Source organism: Vibrio sp. Vb0937 (assembly GCF_033338855.1).
In genome coordinates this window covers 329,661-347,756 of sequence record NZ_JAWOTK010000002.1, presented here as the reverse complement: position 1 = coordinate 347,756, position 18,096 = coordinate 329,661, and the positions used below count along the sequence as shown (strand labels likewise).

The following is an 18,096-nucleotide window of genomic DNA, read 5'->3' as shown; positions in this document are numbered from 1 at the left end:
GATTGTGTTGTCAGATTGTTCTGACGAATTTTGGTTTTCTGCTTTTATATCAAAGTGTTATTTTTATTTCGCTGTTGAGCGAAGTTTGACTTTTATCTGACAAAAACTAGTCTGAGCTTCCATTCAGAGGAAGCAGTCATGCTCAGTATTCTTAGAAGTATTACGGTATCGTCCGTCGCCTTAATTTTTTTAGCGAGTTCTTTTTGCTCAACTGCCAAACAGAGTCCTAAACCGAAGGTCATCGTTGGTGTTATTGCGCAAGACGAAGCTAAAGACTCGTTTGACGGTAGCGTTGGTCCTTCGTACGGAATTAGTCTTGAGTATTTGTCTAACATTACTAAAGCTTTGGATTATGAGTTAGAACTTCGGACTTACAAGCATATTCCGTCTTTACTTGCGGATGTCGAAAGCAAGAAGATTGATGGTGCGGTTGGATTTAGTAAAACAGCAGCAAGAGAAAAGCGTTTCTTGTTTTCGATGCCTTTCTTTTCGAGCACTATCGCTGTTTGGTATCGGAATGCCACTTACCGAGATAGTGATGCGCGTGATCTTAAATGGGTGTGTGTTGAGGGCAGTGTGTATTGTGACAACCTCACTGAACGCGGTATCGATAAGATACATTACGTTAAAACACGTTTAGAGGCGTTTAATGAAGTTAAGCGAGGTAAAGCGAACGCGCTGATTTACACTTATGTTGGTATTACCCAATATTTGGATTTGAATGACATTGTAAAAGGGGTTGTCGATATTCCCAGTTGGTTGAAAAACGAAGAGGTGAGTTTTATCGCTTCGTTGGACAAACAGAGTCTGATCGATGACATCAACAAAATCCTTCAGTGGGAGCAAAATGGAAAAAACATTCGCTCCGTCGCCTCGAAAAATCCTTACCATATCAGTGATAAGTTATTGGTAGATTACCGACGTAATCATCAAAACAAACTAGTGATAACTTACAGCAGCAGTGACGAAGCTTATCCGTTTCTCTACCGAGATTCGCAAACGGGTGAGTTAGACGGTTTCTTTCCAGACTTCATCGACTTATTGCAGTCTCGTACTGGCTTGAGCTTTAAGTATGTGAAACCGACGTCGAGCCTTTCCAATGGATTAACGGCATTTGATGCCGATATAGTCCCCATCTCTTATGTGGGTGAGCTACCTAAGTCAGATTGGTTGTTCACTAAACCATTCATGCACAGTAATTACGTGGCTATCCAAGCGGAGCAGAGCAAGCGCGATAAATCTGCACTGAAAGAAGCGGGTATTCTGCTCACTTTGAAAAAGCAAGGGTTAGTTCATTTGGGCACTTGGCAGCAAGGCCAAGTTGATCATTATGATGATTTGAAAAAGCTGCTTACCGATTTGAAATCGGGCGTTTTGGATGTGGCTTATATTCCTGACGACATCGTTCACAACATGATTGCACAAGATCAAGTCGATGGCTTGGTGATCAATGCGGAGGACGTTTTGACATTCTCTAATGCATTTGCGGTTGCAAACCACAATACACAACTTCAACACATGTTGAACAGCATCATCGAAACCATTGATTCTAACGAGATCGAAAAACTGCTACGTTCTCACCGAAGCTTCAAACTGACTTATGGCTATGACGCGGAGCAGATCGCTACATTTGTTGTTGCTGGTTCATTCATATTCTGTCTCATGTTAATTGCGGCGTATTTCATCTTATCTCACATGCGACTTAAAGTGAGGTTAGCCGAATTTAATGCTGACAATGAGGAAGCGGAAAAGCAATGGCTGATGGACATAATCAAAGAGATCAATAGCTTGGTTTTTATCCATAGTGAAAATAACCATATGGAGATGAGCAATTGTGCCAACTACAACAGTAAACAGTGCCAACAATGTAAGTTGAAAAGTGATTCTGCGCACGCTCCTCTGGTGAATAATTTTGATGAACTGACCACTGTTATTGCTGGAAAGCGTATTTCAGAAGAGGTTGCCTCGTCGGGCTGTGAACTTGATATTAAACATGTATATCGAGAACGCAAAGTCATCGCTTCTCCTAGCGGTAAGAACAAGTTTGTACTGACTGTTATTCAAGATATTACCCAGCAAAAAGAACGTGAGCAGGCGTTAATCGATGCGCAAAAAGAAGCGCAAACCGCGGTACGTGCGCGCGAAAACTTTTTGGCAACCATGAGTCACGAATTAAGAACGCCATTGTCGGCAGCGCACGGCATCCTCGACTTGCTAAATCACCAAGTGACGACAGATTCAAATCGCGAGTTAATTGCCCAAGCCATACGCTCGCTCAATCATTTGAATACGCTAGTAGACGAAGTACTGGATTATTCAAAGTTAGAGGCAGGGCACTTAACCGTCGCTCCAGCTAAGACCGACTTGCTTAAAACCTTGTGCGATGTGTTTCGAAGCTTTGAACCACGAGCGCTCGCGAAAGGTTTGGATTACAAAGTGACAATCAAACCATTTTCGAATGCTTTCATTGAAATCGACGCGCTGCGATTGGTGCAAATTACCACCAATCTGCTCTCCAATGCGGTGAAATTCACTGCCGAAGGAGAGGTTGGAATCAGTGTCATTCTTCATGAAAAGCAGCTTATTTTGAAAGTGGCGGATTCAGGTATCGGCATGACGGATGACCAACTCGAAGGCATTCTCAATCCTTTTGTTCAAGCGGATGACACTATTACGCGTAAATATGGCGGTACTGGATTGGGGCTGAGTATTGTTGACCGATTGATCGACTGCATGGGCGGCGTGCTCTGCATCGATTCACAATTTGGCTTGGGCACGACGATTACCGTCAAACTGCCAATTGAGCATTGCGACTCTGAGCCAGACGTTTGTTTGAACTGGACGTATAGCGAGAGCTTACCACTTAATATTCGCCAGTGGTGTGACGCGTGGAAAATGCGTCCAGCGACGTTAAAAACAATGGTGGCGAACCTTCACCCTATACACGACAGCGATGCCAGTTTTAATGGCCTAATGCTGCGTGACGAACAAAGGGTACTTGGCAGTCTTACGCTAAGAGAGCTTCAATATCCAGATACATTGTTCAATTTGCTCAGCCAAACGCAGCAAGAAACCAAGCTTAGTGACGCAAATCAAGAAGTGGTTTCTTGGGTTCTCGGCACGGTACTGGTCGCAGAAGATAATCCCATTAACCAAAGTGTGATAGCAATGCAGCTTCATGAACTTGGAATCGAACCTGTCATTGTGAATAACGGCCGCGAAGCATGGGAATACATCAACCAAGATGAAAACGTTGTGTTGCTGCTGACCGATTTTCATATGCCAGAAATGGATGGCTATGAGCTTGTTAGGCACGTGAAAAACTCTGAATTTAAAGCAATTCCAATCATCGGTGTGACAGCAGAAGATGCTCGTCTTGCCATTGAGCGCACACAGGATATCGGCATTGATGATGTGCTCTACAAGCCCTATGACCTTAATCAATTAAAAACCGTTTTGATTCCATTTATTGGCGAAAAAGAGAGGGGTAGGCTGCCCGGCTGGATTAAACGGTTCAAAGCACAGGACGCAAAAGAGATTGCGCGCGTGTTTAGTCAATCAATGTCTACAGATATAAAAAACTTAAACGCCGCATCGACTGAGCGAGACAAAAAACGGGTCATTCATGGCATCAAAGGAGCGGTTGGGGCGATAGGGGTAAGCATGCTGACTGAGCTTTGCATTGAGGCAGAACGAGTTACTGCTGCGGAGTTTGACAGGCGAACAGCGGAGCTAATTTTACGAATCGAGCAGGAGATCGAAAACATAAACTATTGGGTAGAGACAAATGAATACACAATTTAATGTGATGGTGATTGATGACCATCCGCTACAAACCACAATACTTACGCAAATATTGGATCGCTATTGCGCGCAAGTCATCCCTTTTAACTGTGTGGATGCCGCTATTCAGAGTGTGCAGGAACAATATTTTGACGTGATTTTTTGTGATATCCAAATGCCCGGAAAAGACGGCATCGATATGATGGAAATGCTCGATAAAGTCCAGTACCAGGGGCAAGTTGTACTGGTCAGTGCAATGGAATTGACCATTATTTCTGCGGTAAGAGCCATGTGCGAGGGATTTAGCTTTGAAGTATTAGGGAAGCTGCCCAAGCCATACGATGAAAATGAAGTCGTTGATTTGTTGGGTAAAATAAGAGATGAAAAAGCGAAACAAGTCAGCTTTGCTCAACCGATTGAAGTGGAAGATCAAGAATTCCTGTTTGCTCTGGCTGAAGGGCGCGTGAAAAATTATTACCAGCCTTTAGTCGATGTGCAAAGTGGGGAAGTGCTTGGGTATGAAGCGCTCGCGCGTTGGAATCATCCTATTTATGGTGTGTTACCCCCTCATTATTTTTTGCCAATTGTAGAGCGTTGCCGCCTTTCAGGAGAGTTGTTTCAAGCTGTATTGAGTAATGTTATCTATGACATGAAACACCGCGGATTGACGCAAAACGTATCCATCAATGTAGACCATGAAAATTTAGAAGATACGGCGTTCTCTCATTACTTTTTACAGCAATGTTTAGAGAGCGAGATTGACCCATCACAAATCACCATTGAAATTACAGAGCGAGATACATTTCAGACTAGCGCGTCCCTGTACAAGAATTTACTCAAGTTGAGGATGAACGGTGTCACTGTCTCAATAGATGATTTTGGCACGGGTTCATCAACGTTTGAAAAACTGGCTCAACTGCCATTCAACGAGTTAAAAATCGATCGTTCGTTTGTACAAGGTGTCGAATGCGACATCAAAAAACGCAACATCGTTGTTGCTATTTGCGCGTTAGCGAAAAGTTTGAATATACGACTGGTCGCGGAAGGTATTGAAGACGAAGTCACATTGCAAGCGATACGTGAGTATGGCATTGATCTTTGCCAAGGCTTCTACATTGATAAACCCATGCCACTAGAAGCCATAACCATACTAAATGAAAGATATGAATAAATTGAATTACTTGATCTTTGACGATCATCCTCTCGTTTGTGTTGCAATCAAGTCGTTGTTGGAAGAGTTAGGTAAAACAAATGGGGTATTTACTGCAACATCAGCGAAGATGGCATTACAAATATTGAAAAAGGAAGAAATTCAACTGTTGATCTTAGATGTGAACTTGGCAGATTGCGATGGGTTTGATTTCTACAAACGTATCAAATCCCATGGTTATGAAGGCAAAGTCATTTTCTTCTCCGCTGAAACTAGCCAAATGTACAGCCAAATGGCTTTTCGTTCTGGCGCTGATGGCTATGTGTGTAAATCGGAAAATCACGACATTCTTAAAGACGCGATAGAAGCGGTAGAGAAGGGGTATACCTTCTTCAAATTTAAGCAAGTTGTTAATAGCGTTCGAGAAATGCCACAACTTTCAAGCAGAGAAAGCGCAGTAATGAAGTATTTATTACAAGGAAAGTCCAATCGAGAAATCGCTTCAGTGCTATCAATAAGTGACAAAACAGTCAGCACATACAAACGTCGTCTATTGGATAAATTTAACGTAAAGAACATTGTTGAGCTAACAAGAGTGGCGGGGGCGTAAGACCGCATCATGACACTTAAAAGTATCGCGTTGTCTCTTTTCATCGCAACATTACTATTCGTCACTTCTGTCACAATGATTGGTGCGGTGTTAATTTCTTATGAAGTAAAGCAGTTCAACACTTACGCGAATAATTTAGCCAAAATAAAACAAAAAGTAATTCTCATGGGGCTATTGACGGAAGCGCAGCTCGAGCAATACAAAGGCATGAGCGTGAGTGAAGTAGAAGCGCAAACAGAGCTGAGCTTTCAAGATGCGATTTACTCCCTGTCACGTTATGAAAAACTTAATTACGTTGAAGCTGTTGCACGGAAATCGCTTCATCAGGCTGAAGCGTATTTATCAAATGCGTTCAATCGACAAAATGCCGTTATGTATTTTCGTTCTTATACTGGAAACAAACTCATCTTAGAGAGACCGATTGAAGCGCTAGAGGGAGTGAAAGCCACATTTGATGTTGATTGGTGTAAAAGTAACTATTCTTGTGTGTTAGCCGCGTGGAAAGAGCAACTAACGGACCGGGTATTGTTTTCCCTACCATTTAAAACGACATACTCCGATGACATGGCGATAAGCATCATGAGTCCGGTTTACTTTCAAGGTGAGTTAGTGGGAGAGTTCTCGGAACAATTATACCTCTCGCCGCTTTATAATGATGGGAAAGCGGTGGATGTTCAAATAGCGAATGGGAACAAACAAATGGTGATTTATTTCGCTGGCTACCCCTTTCCATCATTCGCGTACACCCAATCATATGTCGCAGACAACAACAATCTTATCGTTTACATGTACCCATTCAGCAAAATTGTATTGGATTACGTGTTCTTGTTTATCATCTTCTTTTTCGTAACCTTAGCGTATTACAACAAAGCTTATGAATCTAAAGAGAGCCAACTTCGCCTCGCGAAAGCACTGACGAACGTGACGAAAGATGATTTAACGGGATTGTTTAACCGCAGAGTTTTTCAAGATAGCGAGTTCAAACGTCGTTTGGAAACCGCGCCATATTCCGTCATTGCAATAGATGGCGATAGGATCAAGCGAATCAATGACCATTACGGTCACCATGTAGGGGACGAAGTTATTGGAATTATTGCTGATGCTATGTCTAAAGTGTTTCGAAATAGTGATTATCTAGTTCGAACTGGTGGTGATGAGTTTGTTGCGATTCTGCCGGGTTGCAGTATCAGTCAATCTTCAATATTGGCGAAGAAGCTTCGTAGTGTCGTTAAAGATAACCGACTAAAGACCTTGGATATCGAGGTTAGTGTGAGTACTGGTATCGCGGCGAATGAATTACACGAAACGCTTCAGGACGTTATTGTACGTGCAGATGAAGATCTCTATGAGATGAAAAAACACAGACAAAAGTCCCATTAAGCAGGTCTGGTATTGACTCAATGTTAAGTTACGGAACATAACCATGACATAACTGTTTGATTAATTTGACCAAACAGAATGAGTGGTCTTTTATATTAGAGCAGTCAACAAATAGTGATTGCTCTATTTATTCTCGACCTTACATCTGGTGTCGCACGTGAACAAAGATCTCGACTTAAACTTACTTAAAATACTTGTCTTACTGGATAAGCACCGTCAGCTCAAGCCCGTTGCGAAAGCGATGGGGAAGAGTGAAGCGTCAATTAGCAAATACCTTGCCCGATTGCGACTCCAGCTAAACGATGAATTGTTTATTCGGCATCCTCATCACATGGAACCGACGGACTATTTAAAACGTCAATTACCTAAAATTTCCGATGCACTCGAGAAGCTTGAAACTTGTCTAATTAGAGATGAGTTTGAACCGGAAAATTACGAAAAAGACATCACCATTTGTTTACCGCAAACCGCTCAATACTCATTTGGGCATTTACTTGCAATGGATTTAATGGTGCTGTTTCCCAAGGCGCACATTTCGATAGCAACGATTACAGAGTATACGATAGAAGAGATAATCCTAGGCAAAGTGGATGCGCAGTTACATTACTTCAACGAGGATGTTCCGAAATCTGTTTATCAGAAGTTCATCGGCTATGCGCCTGCTGTGGTAGTTGTCCCTGAAGAGCTGGGAATTACCACCCTGGAAGAAGCGGCCAAACTTCCCTTTATCATGTTAGAGATTATCGGTTGGAAAGAGAAAGAGCAGCTCGTTAAGCGTGCAATGGAAAGCCACGGTATGGTCATCAACCGTATTGCGGCTCTAGACAACGTAAGCAGCGTATTGAAGCTAATTAAGCAAAAAAGCGCCGCAACCGTGTTACTTGAATATCAGGCGCCAATTGATGGATATAAATTTATAAGAGTGCCAGAGCATTTTTACCCAGATGGCTGGCCAAAAGTGGTTGTACAGGTGAAGCAAAGCTTAAGACATGATGCAATGCACCAGTTGTTAATCGGTGCTATTGCAAAATACATGAGCGCTTAGCGGCAAAACTCAATGTTTTCTGACTGAGGGATAGTATGCAGAAGTTCAATCAACGTGTCCGCATGGTACTTTTTCAGAATACGCGTTTTGTAGGTGCTGATTGTTTTAGCGCTGAGTGAAAGTTGTTCAGAAATCTTCTTATTTGAGTAGCCTTGTACAAGATAATGGAACACCATGGCTTCGCGATTTGAAAGTGTTACGTTACCCGACGATGGTGTGTGAGTCGACTTAAACATTGAGTAACCGCGTGAAACACTCACAATTGCGTCAATAATGGTCTCTCTTGTTTCATGTTTGCTTAAGAAGCCGTTTGCGCCCATTTCGTACGCGGCTTTAGAAAGACTCGAGTAGTCACGTGAAGAAACAAATAACAGTCGGCCACGATATCCCGTCGCTAAAATGTTTTTGGCTAAACGCATACCATCGCGGTCGCCAAGCACTACGTCTAAAATAATCAAATCAATCTTTTGGCCTCGAACAAGATCCATCACTTCCGCACTGTCAGTGGTTTGAATCACTTCAGCTGCGTTGATTACAGATTCAACTAGAGAAGCAAGTGCTTCGCTATACAATGGTTGAGCGTCGATAATAAGAACATTATTCAAAGTGAACCTCACCTAATACATCAACTAGTGTGCTGTCAGGCGACAGCGCAATTGGATGAATAGGATTGTAGGAAAAACCTTGCTAAGAGGAAGGAAAATGACTCTTTCCAAAAGTGAAAATCAGTGTCTTGATTATGGGAATAGCGATGTCAGGTATTGAAATACCTAGTGATAGGATGATTGCTTAAAACTTACGCTGACAGAAAACTAACAAACTGAAAGTGTTCTTTCAGTGTTCTATGCCTTCAGATTTTCTTGCGATGCCTCTAGCGCTTCGATTTAAACCCGTGTGTTCACAAGCGCAGTTTTATACCATGCCACTTGAAGAGAGCTTGTTATACACCAGGCATGAGCACAGTAGCCAACTTTGTACTGATATCTGTTAGATAGGTTTGGCTATTGACGCTGAACATCACTTCAAATTATTTCTAAACTTTTCATTGACTCTGCCGCTAAAAGTGGAGGTGTTAATTCGCACTTTGGCCACTCATAATGTCGTGTTCAAAAATGAGACAATTTTACATGGTTTGGTATGGAAATGTGCGTTAGCCGTCCTTTTGATGGTTTACAAATTTTGTTGTAACGACTAAAAAGGACTTTTGGATTTTTAGCCAGAGAACGGCTTCTCATGGCGTTTGCATCAAACTTTTCTGATGCGTATTTTTGGTTGGATAATTGGCTTTATGAGTAACGTAACCAGCACCATTTTGACAGAAAGTGGTACCAATGAGCTTGAAATCATCGAGTTTCATTTAGAAAAAACATTGCCAGATGGCAGCACAAAAACTTGTTATTACGGCATTAACGTTGCGAAAGTACGAGAAGTGATTCGCGTGCCAGAAACAACCGATTATCCAAACGCACAACCTCATATGATTGGTGTGTTCTCATCCAGAGATGTACTGACGCCTTTAGTGGATTTAGCTGGTTGGTTAGGTGTGCCAACACGACAAGATCTGGAGCGCAAGTTTGTAATCGTTACGGATTTCAACAAAATGACCAATGGCTTCTTAATTGACAGCATTTCGCGTATTCATCGCATCTCTTGGAATGATGTGGAATCACCAAGTCAGTTTTTGGAAGCGGGCGAACAAGATTGTGTAGTAGCCGTTGTCCGTAAAGAAGGCAACCTGATCATGATTCTCGACTTTGAAAAAATCATCGCAGACATCAACCCAGAATTGAGTATGGAAAAATACGATGTGAAAGGGGACAAGTCGGTGGATCTCAACCAGAGAATGGTCGGTAAGCGTAATGCTAAAACGATCATGGTGGTGGATGACTCAGCATTTATTCGCTCTTTGATCCAAGATACATTAGCTTCTTCAGGTTACAATGTGATCACATGTAAAGACGGTGGTGAGGCGCATGAGAAGTTGATGAGCTTGATCGAGGTCGCGAAAGAAGAAAACTTGCCAGTTAAAGAGCTATTAGATGCGGTGGTTACGGATGTAGAAATGCCTCGAATGGATGGTATGCACTTAGTGAAGAGACTACGCGATACCGAAGCGTTTCATGAAATGCCGATCATTATGTTCTCGTCATTGATGAGTGAGGATAACCGAGCGAAAGCACTATCTCTTGGCGCAAATGATACGATTACCAAGCCAGAGATTGGCCGCATGGTGAATATGATGGATAAATACGTGTTTAACTTTGCGTAAAAAACCGATCAGATGAAACAAATAAGGCTGCCGATTGGCAGCCTTATTTTTATTGAGGGCAGGGAAGAATATCTAAGGTGTAACTCTCGTTTGGAGTCTGCGGTGGCCCATATAAAATTCCACATTGTGTAAGGCTAGCTCTTTTTTCGTCGGCTGCAGCAATGACCATTTCGCGAGTTGTTGAACCAGCCGGGTGATGAAATGTTTTCCAATCCGAGTCTTCTTCGTTCAGTCCTTGCACGAGTAACTTCATCGATTCGCTATCAGAATCAGGATATCCATATAAAAAAACACAGCGCTTTGAACCACCAATATTACAGCCGTCAAATGGTAAATCTGCCATTAAAGCACTGTCTACGAAGTTTGAAACGTAAGGCTTGCTTTCCAATCCCGCAATCGCCATTTTCCCATAACCGACGCCTAATGCTGACGCAATAGCGCCTTTCATTCCTTCCAAACGAGCTTCACGTGCATCACTTTGAAGGTTTAAAAAGCGTGGCGCGGCAGTGACAGCAAGAATACCGAGCACGACAATAACTACGACTAACTCTATTAGAGTAAATCCCGTTTGTTTTTTCATATTATTTTCACAGCAAGTTAAAGGTAGAAAAACACTGACCGTACACTTGTTTATTGTGTAAATAAGTACGGTAATGATAAATCGTTCAGTAGTATAAGGAGGTGAGTTGTAAAGTGCTATACCGACGCCGCACTAATTGACTGAATCCATTAAATGCAATGGAGAATTCACGGGTTTAATTCGGCTAGATTTTAAGAGGTCATTAATTCCGCTGAAGAAATGCTGCGTGAACAGGCGAGCATGAATCCTCTTCGATGTAAGCAAACATGTACATCAGCGTAATGAAATACAAAATGCAAATGAGGGCGAACCGCACAAATGGATTGTCTTTTTATTCACTTTGATGAATGCTACGCGGAATTCATATCGCAGTGTGCCTGAGGTATTCATCATGCGAATGTGCTTTGGTTTTGTGTTTATTTTTCAAATATAAGAATAATCTAAATGGAATTCGATTCGATAAACTTCCTTGCAATAGGTTTGATATTTCTTGGCTCTTATGTCCAGACCGCAATCGGTTTTGGCTTGGCTATTGTTGCCGCACCTTTACTGATTCTTTGGGCGCCAGAATATGTTCCTGCGCCAATCTGTTTAGTCGCGTTATTTATTTCGTTGATGAATGCGATGAAGCACCGCAGTAGTGTTGAGATCGGCGGCTTAAAGATGGCGTTGATTGGGCGAGTGCCGGGATCAATTGCTGGTGGCTTGCTACTCTTTTTTGTATCTACACAAACTCTCACGCTTTGGATTGGTTTGTTGGTGCTGTTTGCAGTCGTGGTGAGTGTTTTACCGTTTCGGGTTGAGCCTACGCCTTCGCGTATGACATGTGCTGGTTTCTTTTCTGGGTTGTTTGGTACCAGTTCTGCGATTGGAGGCCCTCCGATGGCGTTATTGTTGCAGCATCAAGAAGCGAATCAGTTACGCGGTAATTTATCGGCTTTTTTTGTTTTCAGTTCGATTATTTCACTAATAGTACAAATCCCAGTGGGCTTCTTCACATTGCATCATTTGGTCATTACTATTCCTCTATTACCTGCTGCGGCGCTTGGTTACTGGCTAGCAATGAAAACTACCCAGTCGTTACCAAAAGAAAAGATTCGGTTTGGGGCACTTATGTTGTGTTTTGTAAGTGGCTTTACCGCCGTCGTACAAGCGTTGAGCCAATAATGCCATCTGCATCATAAAGTCACTGCGGGATTGCATTCCTTTTTATGTATGGCGGACTTGTTTACTTACGCCAAATTGGTCGTTTAGATGGGCGATAGTTTTATGAATAACACTCGTTATGGCACTTTTATGGCAGCATTCTCCTTTGTGATCTGGGGATTGCTACCAATTTATTATCGTTATTTACCGAATGCTTCTATGGATGAGTTGCTAGCATGGCGAATCATTGGGTCTGTACCTGTCGGGTTTCTAATTGTACTTGGGATAACCCGTCGAGGGCTGAATTGGAAAGAAATCTGGCTTGATAAAAAATCCTTGTGGTACACGTTTGTGGCGAGCAGTTTGATGTGTATTTCTTGGAGTGTGTTCACTTGGGCTTTGACCCATCATCGGGTCATCGATGCCAGCTTAGGCTTCTTTATTGGACCATTAGTATCTGTTGCGCTGGGCGTATTTATTCTTGGGGATAGGCTCTCAAAAGGCAAACTTATTGCAATAGTGTTGGCAACAATTGGTGTTATGTATCAAGTGATTCACTATGGTCAGCTACCCGTTATCGCACTAACGATGGGGTTGTTCTTTGCTTTGTATGGGCTGTACAAGAAGAAGATAAATTATGACTGGAGTACAACCTTGTTTGTTGAGGCGTTGTTACTGACTCCAGTTGCACTCGCATATTTGCTCTATAAACAATGGGCAACTGGTGAACTGGCTTCGGGCACAGATACCACAACATTGCTTTTGTATTTTGGCAGTGCACCTATCACACTTTTACCACTCGTATTTTATTCTATCGCAATACGTATAACTAATTTATCAACCGTCGGTCTAATGCAATACATCGAACCAAGCTTGCAGTTTGTGTTGGCAGTTATGTTTTTTGGCGAGTTGTTTGACGAAGTGAAAGCGGTGACCTTTGCATTTATTTGGGCAGGGCTGTTGTTCACAATTTTTGAAAGTATTATCAAAGGGCATCGGCGCAAAAAGCTGGTCAAACACCCCTTATAGTGGTTTCAATATTCTCACATATTAGCTTCTTTATTCTTATGCCCTCCATTCGAGGGCATTTTTAATGTCATGAAGCATTGGCTTTCGTTTTTTTCCGAGTAGAAATCATAACTTGAGATTATTTGACGCATTATCATAATGATACCGCTATAGTTATAGCCAAGTGACACGCTTATATAAGTGAAAACCAGATCAAGAAGGACGACATATGATCACAGCTCTGTATGCCAACATTCTCGCAATACTCATTATTTGGTTGGCTGTTCAAGTAATTAAGCAACGTCGCTTAAATCAAATTGCTTATGCAGATGGTGGGGTAGAGGCTCTACAAATTGCTCGCAGTGCCCAGAGTAATGCGACAGAATATATCCCCATCACCCTGATTTTAATGGCACTTTTAGAATTCAATAGTGCTTACCCAACATGGATACATCTCACCGGTATTATTTTTGTAATTGGTCGAGTTATTCATGCTAAAGGCATATTGAAAAAAGACTTGAAAAAGCGCATTAGAGGGATGCAGGTGACATTTCTGGTGATACTTTCATTGGTTGTGTTAAATATGATTTACCTGCCATACGATAAGTTATGGTAAGTCTGCGACGTTACATTCCACCACCATGGGTACTCGTTCTGATTGGATTAGTACTGAATATTGGCGCGATCATCGTTACTAGCTTAGTCCTTGATAAGTTGGGTAAACAGCACTCGCAGCTCGCAGAGCAAACAGCAGAAAACTTGTATTCCATCCAACTCGCATGGAACAGTGTGGAAACCCTAGAAAGGAAAAGAGAAGCTTTACTGCTGCATGTGCACATAAGTCAGAGCGTAGCGATACCTTTAGAGCTAGAAGAGGTATTAGCAGGGCATTTATCTTCTTGGGTTCACAACGAGTCGGATGAAATACAAATTGATCAACTTCCGCAACTAATGTCAAAGATAAATCAGGCACAAGCTTCGTATAGAGACCGCATCGATAATTACTACATTGAGAATGTAGGGCTCAATGAGGTAATGGCAAAGCAGGATGAAAAGATCGCTTGGTACAAGAATATCGGACTCTTCTTGCAAGTATTCGGACTTGCGTTAATCCTTGCACGCGACTTAGCTAGGAAGCAATAAAAGCAAGAGCTAAAGATCAGGTTTATTGCGAAATGCCAATGGTAGTTTGCAAATTGCAATTTATTCTGTGAGCAAACAGTAGCTATTGGTTAAGTTTTAATGAAAGTGATTAAATAACAACCTGTTTTTATGCGCTTAAAAGTTGGCACGCCTCATGCTTTAGTATGAGTGACCCTTTCTAAGCCGAGGGTCACCTAGCCAACTGACGTTGTTAGTGAACCATCTTGTTCACAAATATATACAGCCAATCACGACTCCTTGTGGTTGGCTTTTTTTTATGCAGTCTAGAACTGTGCTTTAATCCAGATCATGCGATGGTCGGAAGATACATCCTTACCATCACCATACTTACCGATACGTGCATCGTTAAATAGTTTACGGCCTTCTTCATAAGACGCTGACCAGTACACACCAGAGTCTATTACATTCAAATTTGCTGAAGGCAAGGCATAGTCTACCCCTAAGCCAAACGTTGAAGTGATGCGATTCGGATATGGGTGAGTTGAACTGCGGTCAACAGCGTGTTCAGCTGCACCAAAGCTTGTTGGGTAAAGCTCACCATTCATCACGGTTTGGTTAACCAATGGATCGTTGTGTAGCTCTTGCATTACAGAGCTAATACCGTCACCAGCAACTGGATCAAGGTTTTGATCACCCATCATTACGAATTTAGCGCCGTTCGTTAAGCCACCTGTTTTACCCGCATCGTCGTAAAAATAGTCTTTGCCTTGAATGTAATGATGCCAAAACTCCACTTCTGCTGCGTTTTGCGCTTTGTTTTTACCGGTGTCGAATACTGGTGGAGTAGGATGAGACATCAACAAGTGTACAACTTCCTCGCCATTGCGAGTTGGAATGATGATTGGCGCGTCGACGTGATTTTTCGAAGATAGACGCACTTGATCCCACTCTTCCGCTGAGTACCATTCATCACCACACTTCATGCCGTCTGGAATCTTTTGCGAACCGTCACAGATAGTAATGGTTGGAATTGTCGCACCTTCCATATCTTTCCATTTAAATGCTTGGAATGTACGTGTGTTTGCCGTGTCAATTTTATACTTAGACATAAGGGCAAATGCATATTGACCATGGTACATGCCAAAGCCCCATGCATCACCTGGCATTTGACCTGCGGTTCCGTTGTTGTCGAGATCAAACTCACTCAACAACCCTGTATTAGTTGAGTAAGATTCAGCATAAGGGTATTCAATAGGCTCAAGGTTTGCTTCACCGCCCGCGCCATCGATACTTTGCGCGACAGACAAGTAGTTCTTCTGGAATCCTTCAATGGCTGCTTTGTTTTCACCTGTTCCGTCGTTGTTGTATTCCGCCATCATAAGAACATCAGGACGATTCTTTTGAATGATTGCTGCAACGTTACGAATTTGAATGACTTTTTCCGCAGTGGTTTTGTCTTCGGCTGCGATTGAACCGTCTAAATAAGAGGTGACCAACGCAGTTTGCTGCGTTGGTTCAATTTGCATTTCATCTACCAAAGTTTCGAAGGTAGCGCGGTCAAAAGAGAGGTTGTAAGTCGCTATTTTTACTTCTTTAGGCTGAACATTGACGTATTCAGTATCGTCATTACATCCAGATAGTAGAGCGGCGCCAACAAGGATAGCGATAGAGGTTTTGATTGCTTTCATGGGTACGTCATACCTTATAATTAATTCGGCTGAATATTAAAGTCATCAGTCATTGTTTTAAGCGATATTAGTCACACAAACGTTTTCATATTTACATGTTCAATTAGTTTTTGTGTGATTTGTGCAATAAATGCAACACTTTCAACACCAGAAGGTTATATGTAAATTGTTAAAAAACGGTGTCGTTATTGATGCGAAATAGAGAGTCCGCCACCGTTAAAAAGAAAAGCGTAGAATTTAAGCGTACATGAGATGTTTGAGTTGTATGCTTATCGCCGTGTTTTATTTTTTATGTTTAAATTTCTGTATATAATGAGCAGTCAATCAGAAGTGAGGACGACCTCACCGCTCTATCTTTTCTCGGGGACGACCCCATCTCGTTGGGAAATGTGACATGGCTTGGGGAATTCTCTTCATTGCGGGCTTGTGTGAAATCGCATGGGCTGTCGGTCTTAAATATTCACAAGGGTTTACCAAATTCGGTGCTTCGGCATTCACTATTGTCTTTATGTTATTGAGCTTTTGGTTGCTTGGCATTGCGTTAAGAACCTTGCCTTTAGGCATTGCTTATGGCGTATGGGTAGGGATTGGCGCAATAGGCACGGCAGTCGTGAGTATTTATCTGTTCAATGAGCCAGCAACACTTATCAAAGCCTTAAGCTTGCTAATGATTGTCGCTGGTATCGCAGGGTTAAAAATATCAGCTTAACGTTAGGCTAAACACAAAACAGCCAGAGTCACTCTGGCTGTTTTTCTAAATGTCGTGTTGACGGTTATGGGTAGGTATATCAAGCGTTGCGCTTAACAAAAGGTAATCGCAAGTGATGACCAAACGCATTAATTAATGCGCCTGTAACAATCAGACCGCCACCGACGTACGTCCAAATGATCGGAACCTCGCCAAAGAAAATGATGCCTAACAACACAGAAAATACGATCTGGATATACGAATAAGCGGAGGCTTTACCCGCTTGTTGAGTTTGCATCGCTTTGGTTAACCCCAATTGTCCAATTTGGGTAAAGACACCAACTAGAACCAACATGAAAGTCAGATATAGATCGGGCATTACAAAATCGTCGCCAATCAGTAAGAGTGAAGCGGGGAGAGCAACCAACGGGAAATAGAAAATGATCACTGAGCTGTCTTCTGTCTGACTCAGTTTTCTGACAATGACGTAGGCAATTGAGCTACCAAATGCGCCTAAGATAGCAATCATGACGCTAAACATTGGTAAAGCGCTATCTGAGCCTTGCCCAGTTTCTGGGCTTACCATGATATAGATGCCGAGTAAGCACAACGCAATACAAAGGAAAGTTGACGGCTGGATGCGCTCTTTCAAGAAAAATACGGCGAGTAGTGCAGTAAATACCGGATGAATATATTGGAATATCGTCGCTTCTGCCAAAGGTAAGGTGGTCACTGAATAATATACACACATCAGAGCCATCGTGCCCACAGCACCGCGTGCAAGTAGTAATGGCTTATTATTGCCCCATACAGAAATTCGTTTTCGCTTTACATCGAAATAACTAATGATAAGTGAAACGAGCGCTCTTGCTGCAACGATTTCAAAAACGGGGATACCGTAGTTGCCGACGTGCTTTACTGTAGCCGACATCAGAGCAAAGCCGAACGCGGAAAGCACCATAAAGCGCACACCGATGGGAATCATAGAGTTGAATGAATTGGACATTTTACTGCTTATTTGTTGCGACAGATCTCACTTTAGCATACTTAGTTAGCGATTAAATCCTCTCAACTCAAACACTTCTGTCGACAAGATGAATAAACAGTAGAATACGTAGCAATTAATCTGCCTCTCTTCAGCGTAACAATAAAAACTCGATATTTAAGGAGCTTACATGATCCCGATAAAAGCAACGCATGTTTCAGGCGTTGTCATTTCAAAAATTGATGGCATAGAAAAAATGCTGTTACTCAAACGCGTAAAAGGTGGCTATTGGTGCCATGTTGCAGGTGGTATCGAAGCGGGTGAAGCCGGGTGGCAAACCATTTTAAGAGAGTTAAAAGAAGAGACACGAATTGACCAAGTTGAGTTACATACAGCAGACTTTCTAGAGCAGTTCTACGAAGCAAAAAATAACCGTATCATGGTTATCCCATGTTTTGTGCTACTTTGTCCGCCTAACCAATCAGTTGTTCTTAACGAAGAGCATACAGAGTATCGCTGGTGTACGCTTGAAGAAGCTAAGCAGCTGGCTCCGTTTGCCAATCAGCATCACCTCTATGAACATGTATGGAAACATTATGTAGATGTGGCATCACTAACGCCATTTACGCTGATCGATCAAAAGGGCTAAATGAACGGCAA

General features: G+C 42.3%; 16 protein-coding genes. 12 read left to right on the top strand and 4 right to left on the bottom strand.

Annotated features, from left to right (window positions below; translation table 11 throughout):
• Positions 1 to 138 precede the first annotated feature (138 nt).
• The 5 genes from R7P67_RS05120 to R7P67_RS05100 all read left to right on the top strand — a co-directional run bounded on the left by R7P67_RS05120 (position 139) and on the right by R7P67_RS05100 (position 7,968).
• A complete protein-coding gene (locus R7P67_RS05120; protein WP_262653587.1) occupies positions 139 to 3,804 on the top strand; it encodes an ATP-binding protein in 3,666 nt (1,221 codons plus the stop codon).
• On the top strand, positions 3,788 to 4,954 hold the full coding sequence (locus R7P67_RS05115; RefSeq protein WP_170890131.1) for an EAL domain-containing protein: 1,167 nt from the start codon (positions 3,788 to 3,790) through the stop codon (positions 4,952 to 4,954). The genes R7P67_RS05120 and R7P67_RS05115 overlap by 17 nt, the downstream gene beginning before the upstream one ends.
• Positions 4,947 to 5,543, top strand: a complete 597-nt coding sequence (locus tag R7P67_RS05110; protein WP_017635347.1) for a response regulator transcription factor — start codon at positions 4,947 to 4,949, stop codon at positions 5,541 to 5,543. The genes R7P67_RS05115 and R7P67_RS05110 overlap by 8 nt, the downstream gene beginning before the upstream one ends.
• Before the next feature lie 9 nt (positions 5,544 to 5,552).
• The gene (locus tag R7P67_RS05105) at positions 5,553 to 6,923 is read left to right on the top strand and encodes a GGDEF domain-containing protein (protein WP_053307630.1); all 1,371 of its coding nucleotides are present in this window, start codon (positions 5,553 to 5,555) and stop codon (positions 6,921 to 6,923) included.
• 157 nt (positions 6,924 to 7,080) lie between these two features.
• Positions 7,081 to 7,968, top strand: a complete 888-nt coding sequence (locus R7P67_RS05100; RefSeq protein WP_033906494.1) for a LysR family transcriptional regulator — start codon at positions 7,081 to 7,083, stop codon at positions 7,966 to 7,968.
• Here the strand turns inward: R7P67_RS05100 and R7P67_RS05095 are convergent.
• Positions 7,965 to 8,573 carry a response regulator transcription factor gene (locus R7P67_RS05095; RefSeq protein WP_017821556.1) on the bottom strand — a complete coding sequence of 203 codons (609 nt, stop codon included), beginning with the start codon at positions 8,571 to 8,573 and terminating at the stop codon, positions 7,965 to 7,967. The two genes, R7P67_RS05100 and R7P67_RS05095, sit on opposite strands and share 4 nt — an antisense overlap.
• A gap of 683 nt (positions 8,574 to 9,256) precedes the next feature.
• Between R7P67_RS05095 and R7P67_RS05090 the strand changes: the two genes are divergently transcribed.
• Positions 9,257 to 10,237: a chemotaxis protein gene (locus tag R7P67_RS05090; protein ID WP_025998672.1), complete on the top strand. Its 981-nt coding sequence runs from the start codon at positions 9,257 to 9,259 to the stop codon at positions 10,235 to 10,237.
• A gap of 49 nt (positions 10,238 to 10,286) precedes the next feature.
• Here the strand turns inward: R7P67_RS05090 and R7P67_RS05085 are convergent, their stop codons facing one another.
• Complete coding sequence (locus tag R7P67_RS05085; RefSeq protein WP_005376513.1) at positions 10,287 to 10,817, bottom strand: prepilin-type N-terminal cleavage/methylation domain-containing protein; 531 nt, start codon at positions 10,815 to 10,817, stop codon at positions 10,287 to 10,289.
• A 444-nt stretch (positions 10,818 to 11,261) separates the two neighbouring features.
• Between R7P67_RS05085 and R7P67_RS05080 the strand changes: the two genes are divergently transcribed.
• The 4 genes from R7P67_RS05080 (at position 11,262) to R7P67_RS05065 (ending at position 14,114) form a co-directional block, all read left to right on the top strand.
• Positions 11,262 to 11,984 (top strand): sulfite exporter TauE/SafE family protein, encoded by a 723-nt coding sequence (locus R7P67_RS05080; protein WP_042520743.1) that lies wholly within the window; start codon positions 11,262 to 11,264, stop codon positions 11,982 to 11,984.
• A gap of 102 nt (positions 11,985 to 12,086) precedes the next feature.
• The gene (rarD, locus tag R7P67_RS05075; protein WP_318085893.1) at positions 12,087 to 12,992 is read left to right on the top strand and encodes an EamA family transporter RarD; all 906 of its coding nucleotides are present in this window, start codon (positions 12,087 to 12,089) and stop codon (positions 12,990 to 12,992) included.
• A gap of 208 nt (positions 12,993 to 13,200) precedes the next feature.
• Positions 13,201 to 13,587: an MAPEG family protein gene (locus tag R7P67_RS05070; protein ID WP_005376510.1), complete on the top strand. Its 387-nt coding sequence runs from the start codon at positions 13,201 to 13,203 to the stop codon at positions 13,585 to 13,587.
• Positions 13,581 to 14,114 carry a hypothetical protein gene (locus R7P67_RS05065; protein ID WP_064369285.1) on the top strand — a complete coding sequence of 178 codons (534 nt, stop codon included), beginning with the start codon at positions 13,581 to 13,583 and terminating at the stop codon, positions 14,112 to 14,114. Before R7P67_RS05070 ends, R7P67_RS05065 begins: the two co-directional genes overlap by 7 nt.
• A gap of 284 nt (positions 14,115 to 14,398) precedes the next feature.
• Here R7P67_RS05065 and R7P67_RS05060 read toward each other — a convergent pair whose 3' ends face one another.
• On the bottom strand, positions 14,399 to 15,763 hold the full coding sequence (locus R7P67_RS05060) for an endonuclease/exonuclease/phosphatase family protein (RefSeq protein ID WP_262653591.1): 1,365 nt from the start codon (positions 15,761 to 15,763) through the stop codon (positions 14,399 to 14,401).
• Between the two features lie 394 nt (positions 15,764 to 16,157).
• Between R7P67_RS05060 and R7P67_RS05055 the strand changes: the two genes are divergently transcribed.
• Positions 16,158 to 16,472 (top strand): DMT family transporter, encoded by a 315-nt coding sequence (locus R7P67_RS05055; RefSeq protein WP_005376506.1) that lies wholly within the window; start codon positions 16,158 to 16,160, stop codon positions 16,470 to 16,472.
• 79 nt (positions 16,473 to 16,551) lie between these two features.
• Here R7P67_RS05055 and R7P67_RS05050 read toward each other — a convergent pair whose 3' ends face one another.
• The gene (locus R7P67_RS05050) at positions 16,552 to 17,457 is read right to left on the bottom strand and encodes a DMT family transporter (RefSeq protein ID WP_198556867.1); all 906 of its coding nucleotides are present in this window, start codon (positions 17,455 to 17,457) and stop codon (positions 16,552 to 16,554) included.
• A 169-nt stretch (positions 17,458 to 17,626) separates the two neighbouring features.
• On the opposite strand from R7P67_RS05050, the gene R7P67_RS05045 reads away from it, so the two are divergent.
• On the top strand, positions 17,627 to 18,085 hold the full coding sequence (locus R7P67_RS05045; protein ID WP_025767835.1) for an NUDIX hydrolase: 459 nt from the start codon (positions 17,627 to 17,629) through the stop codon (positions 18,083 to 18,085).
• Positions 18,086 to 18,096 lie beyond the last annotated feature (11 nt).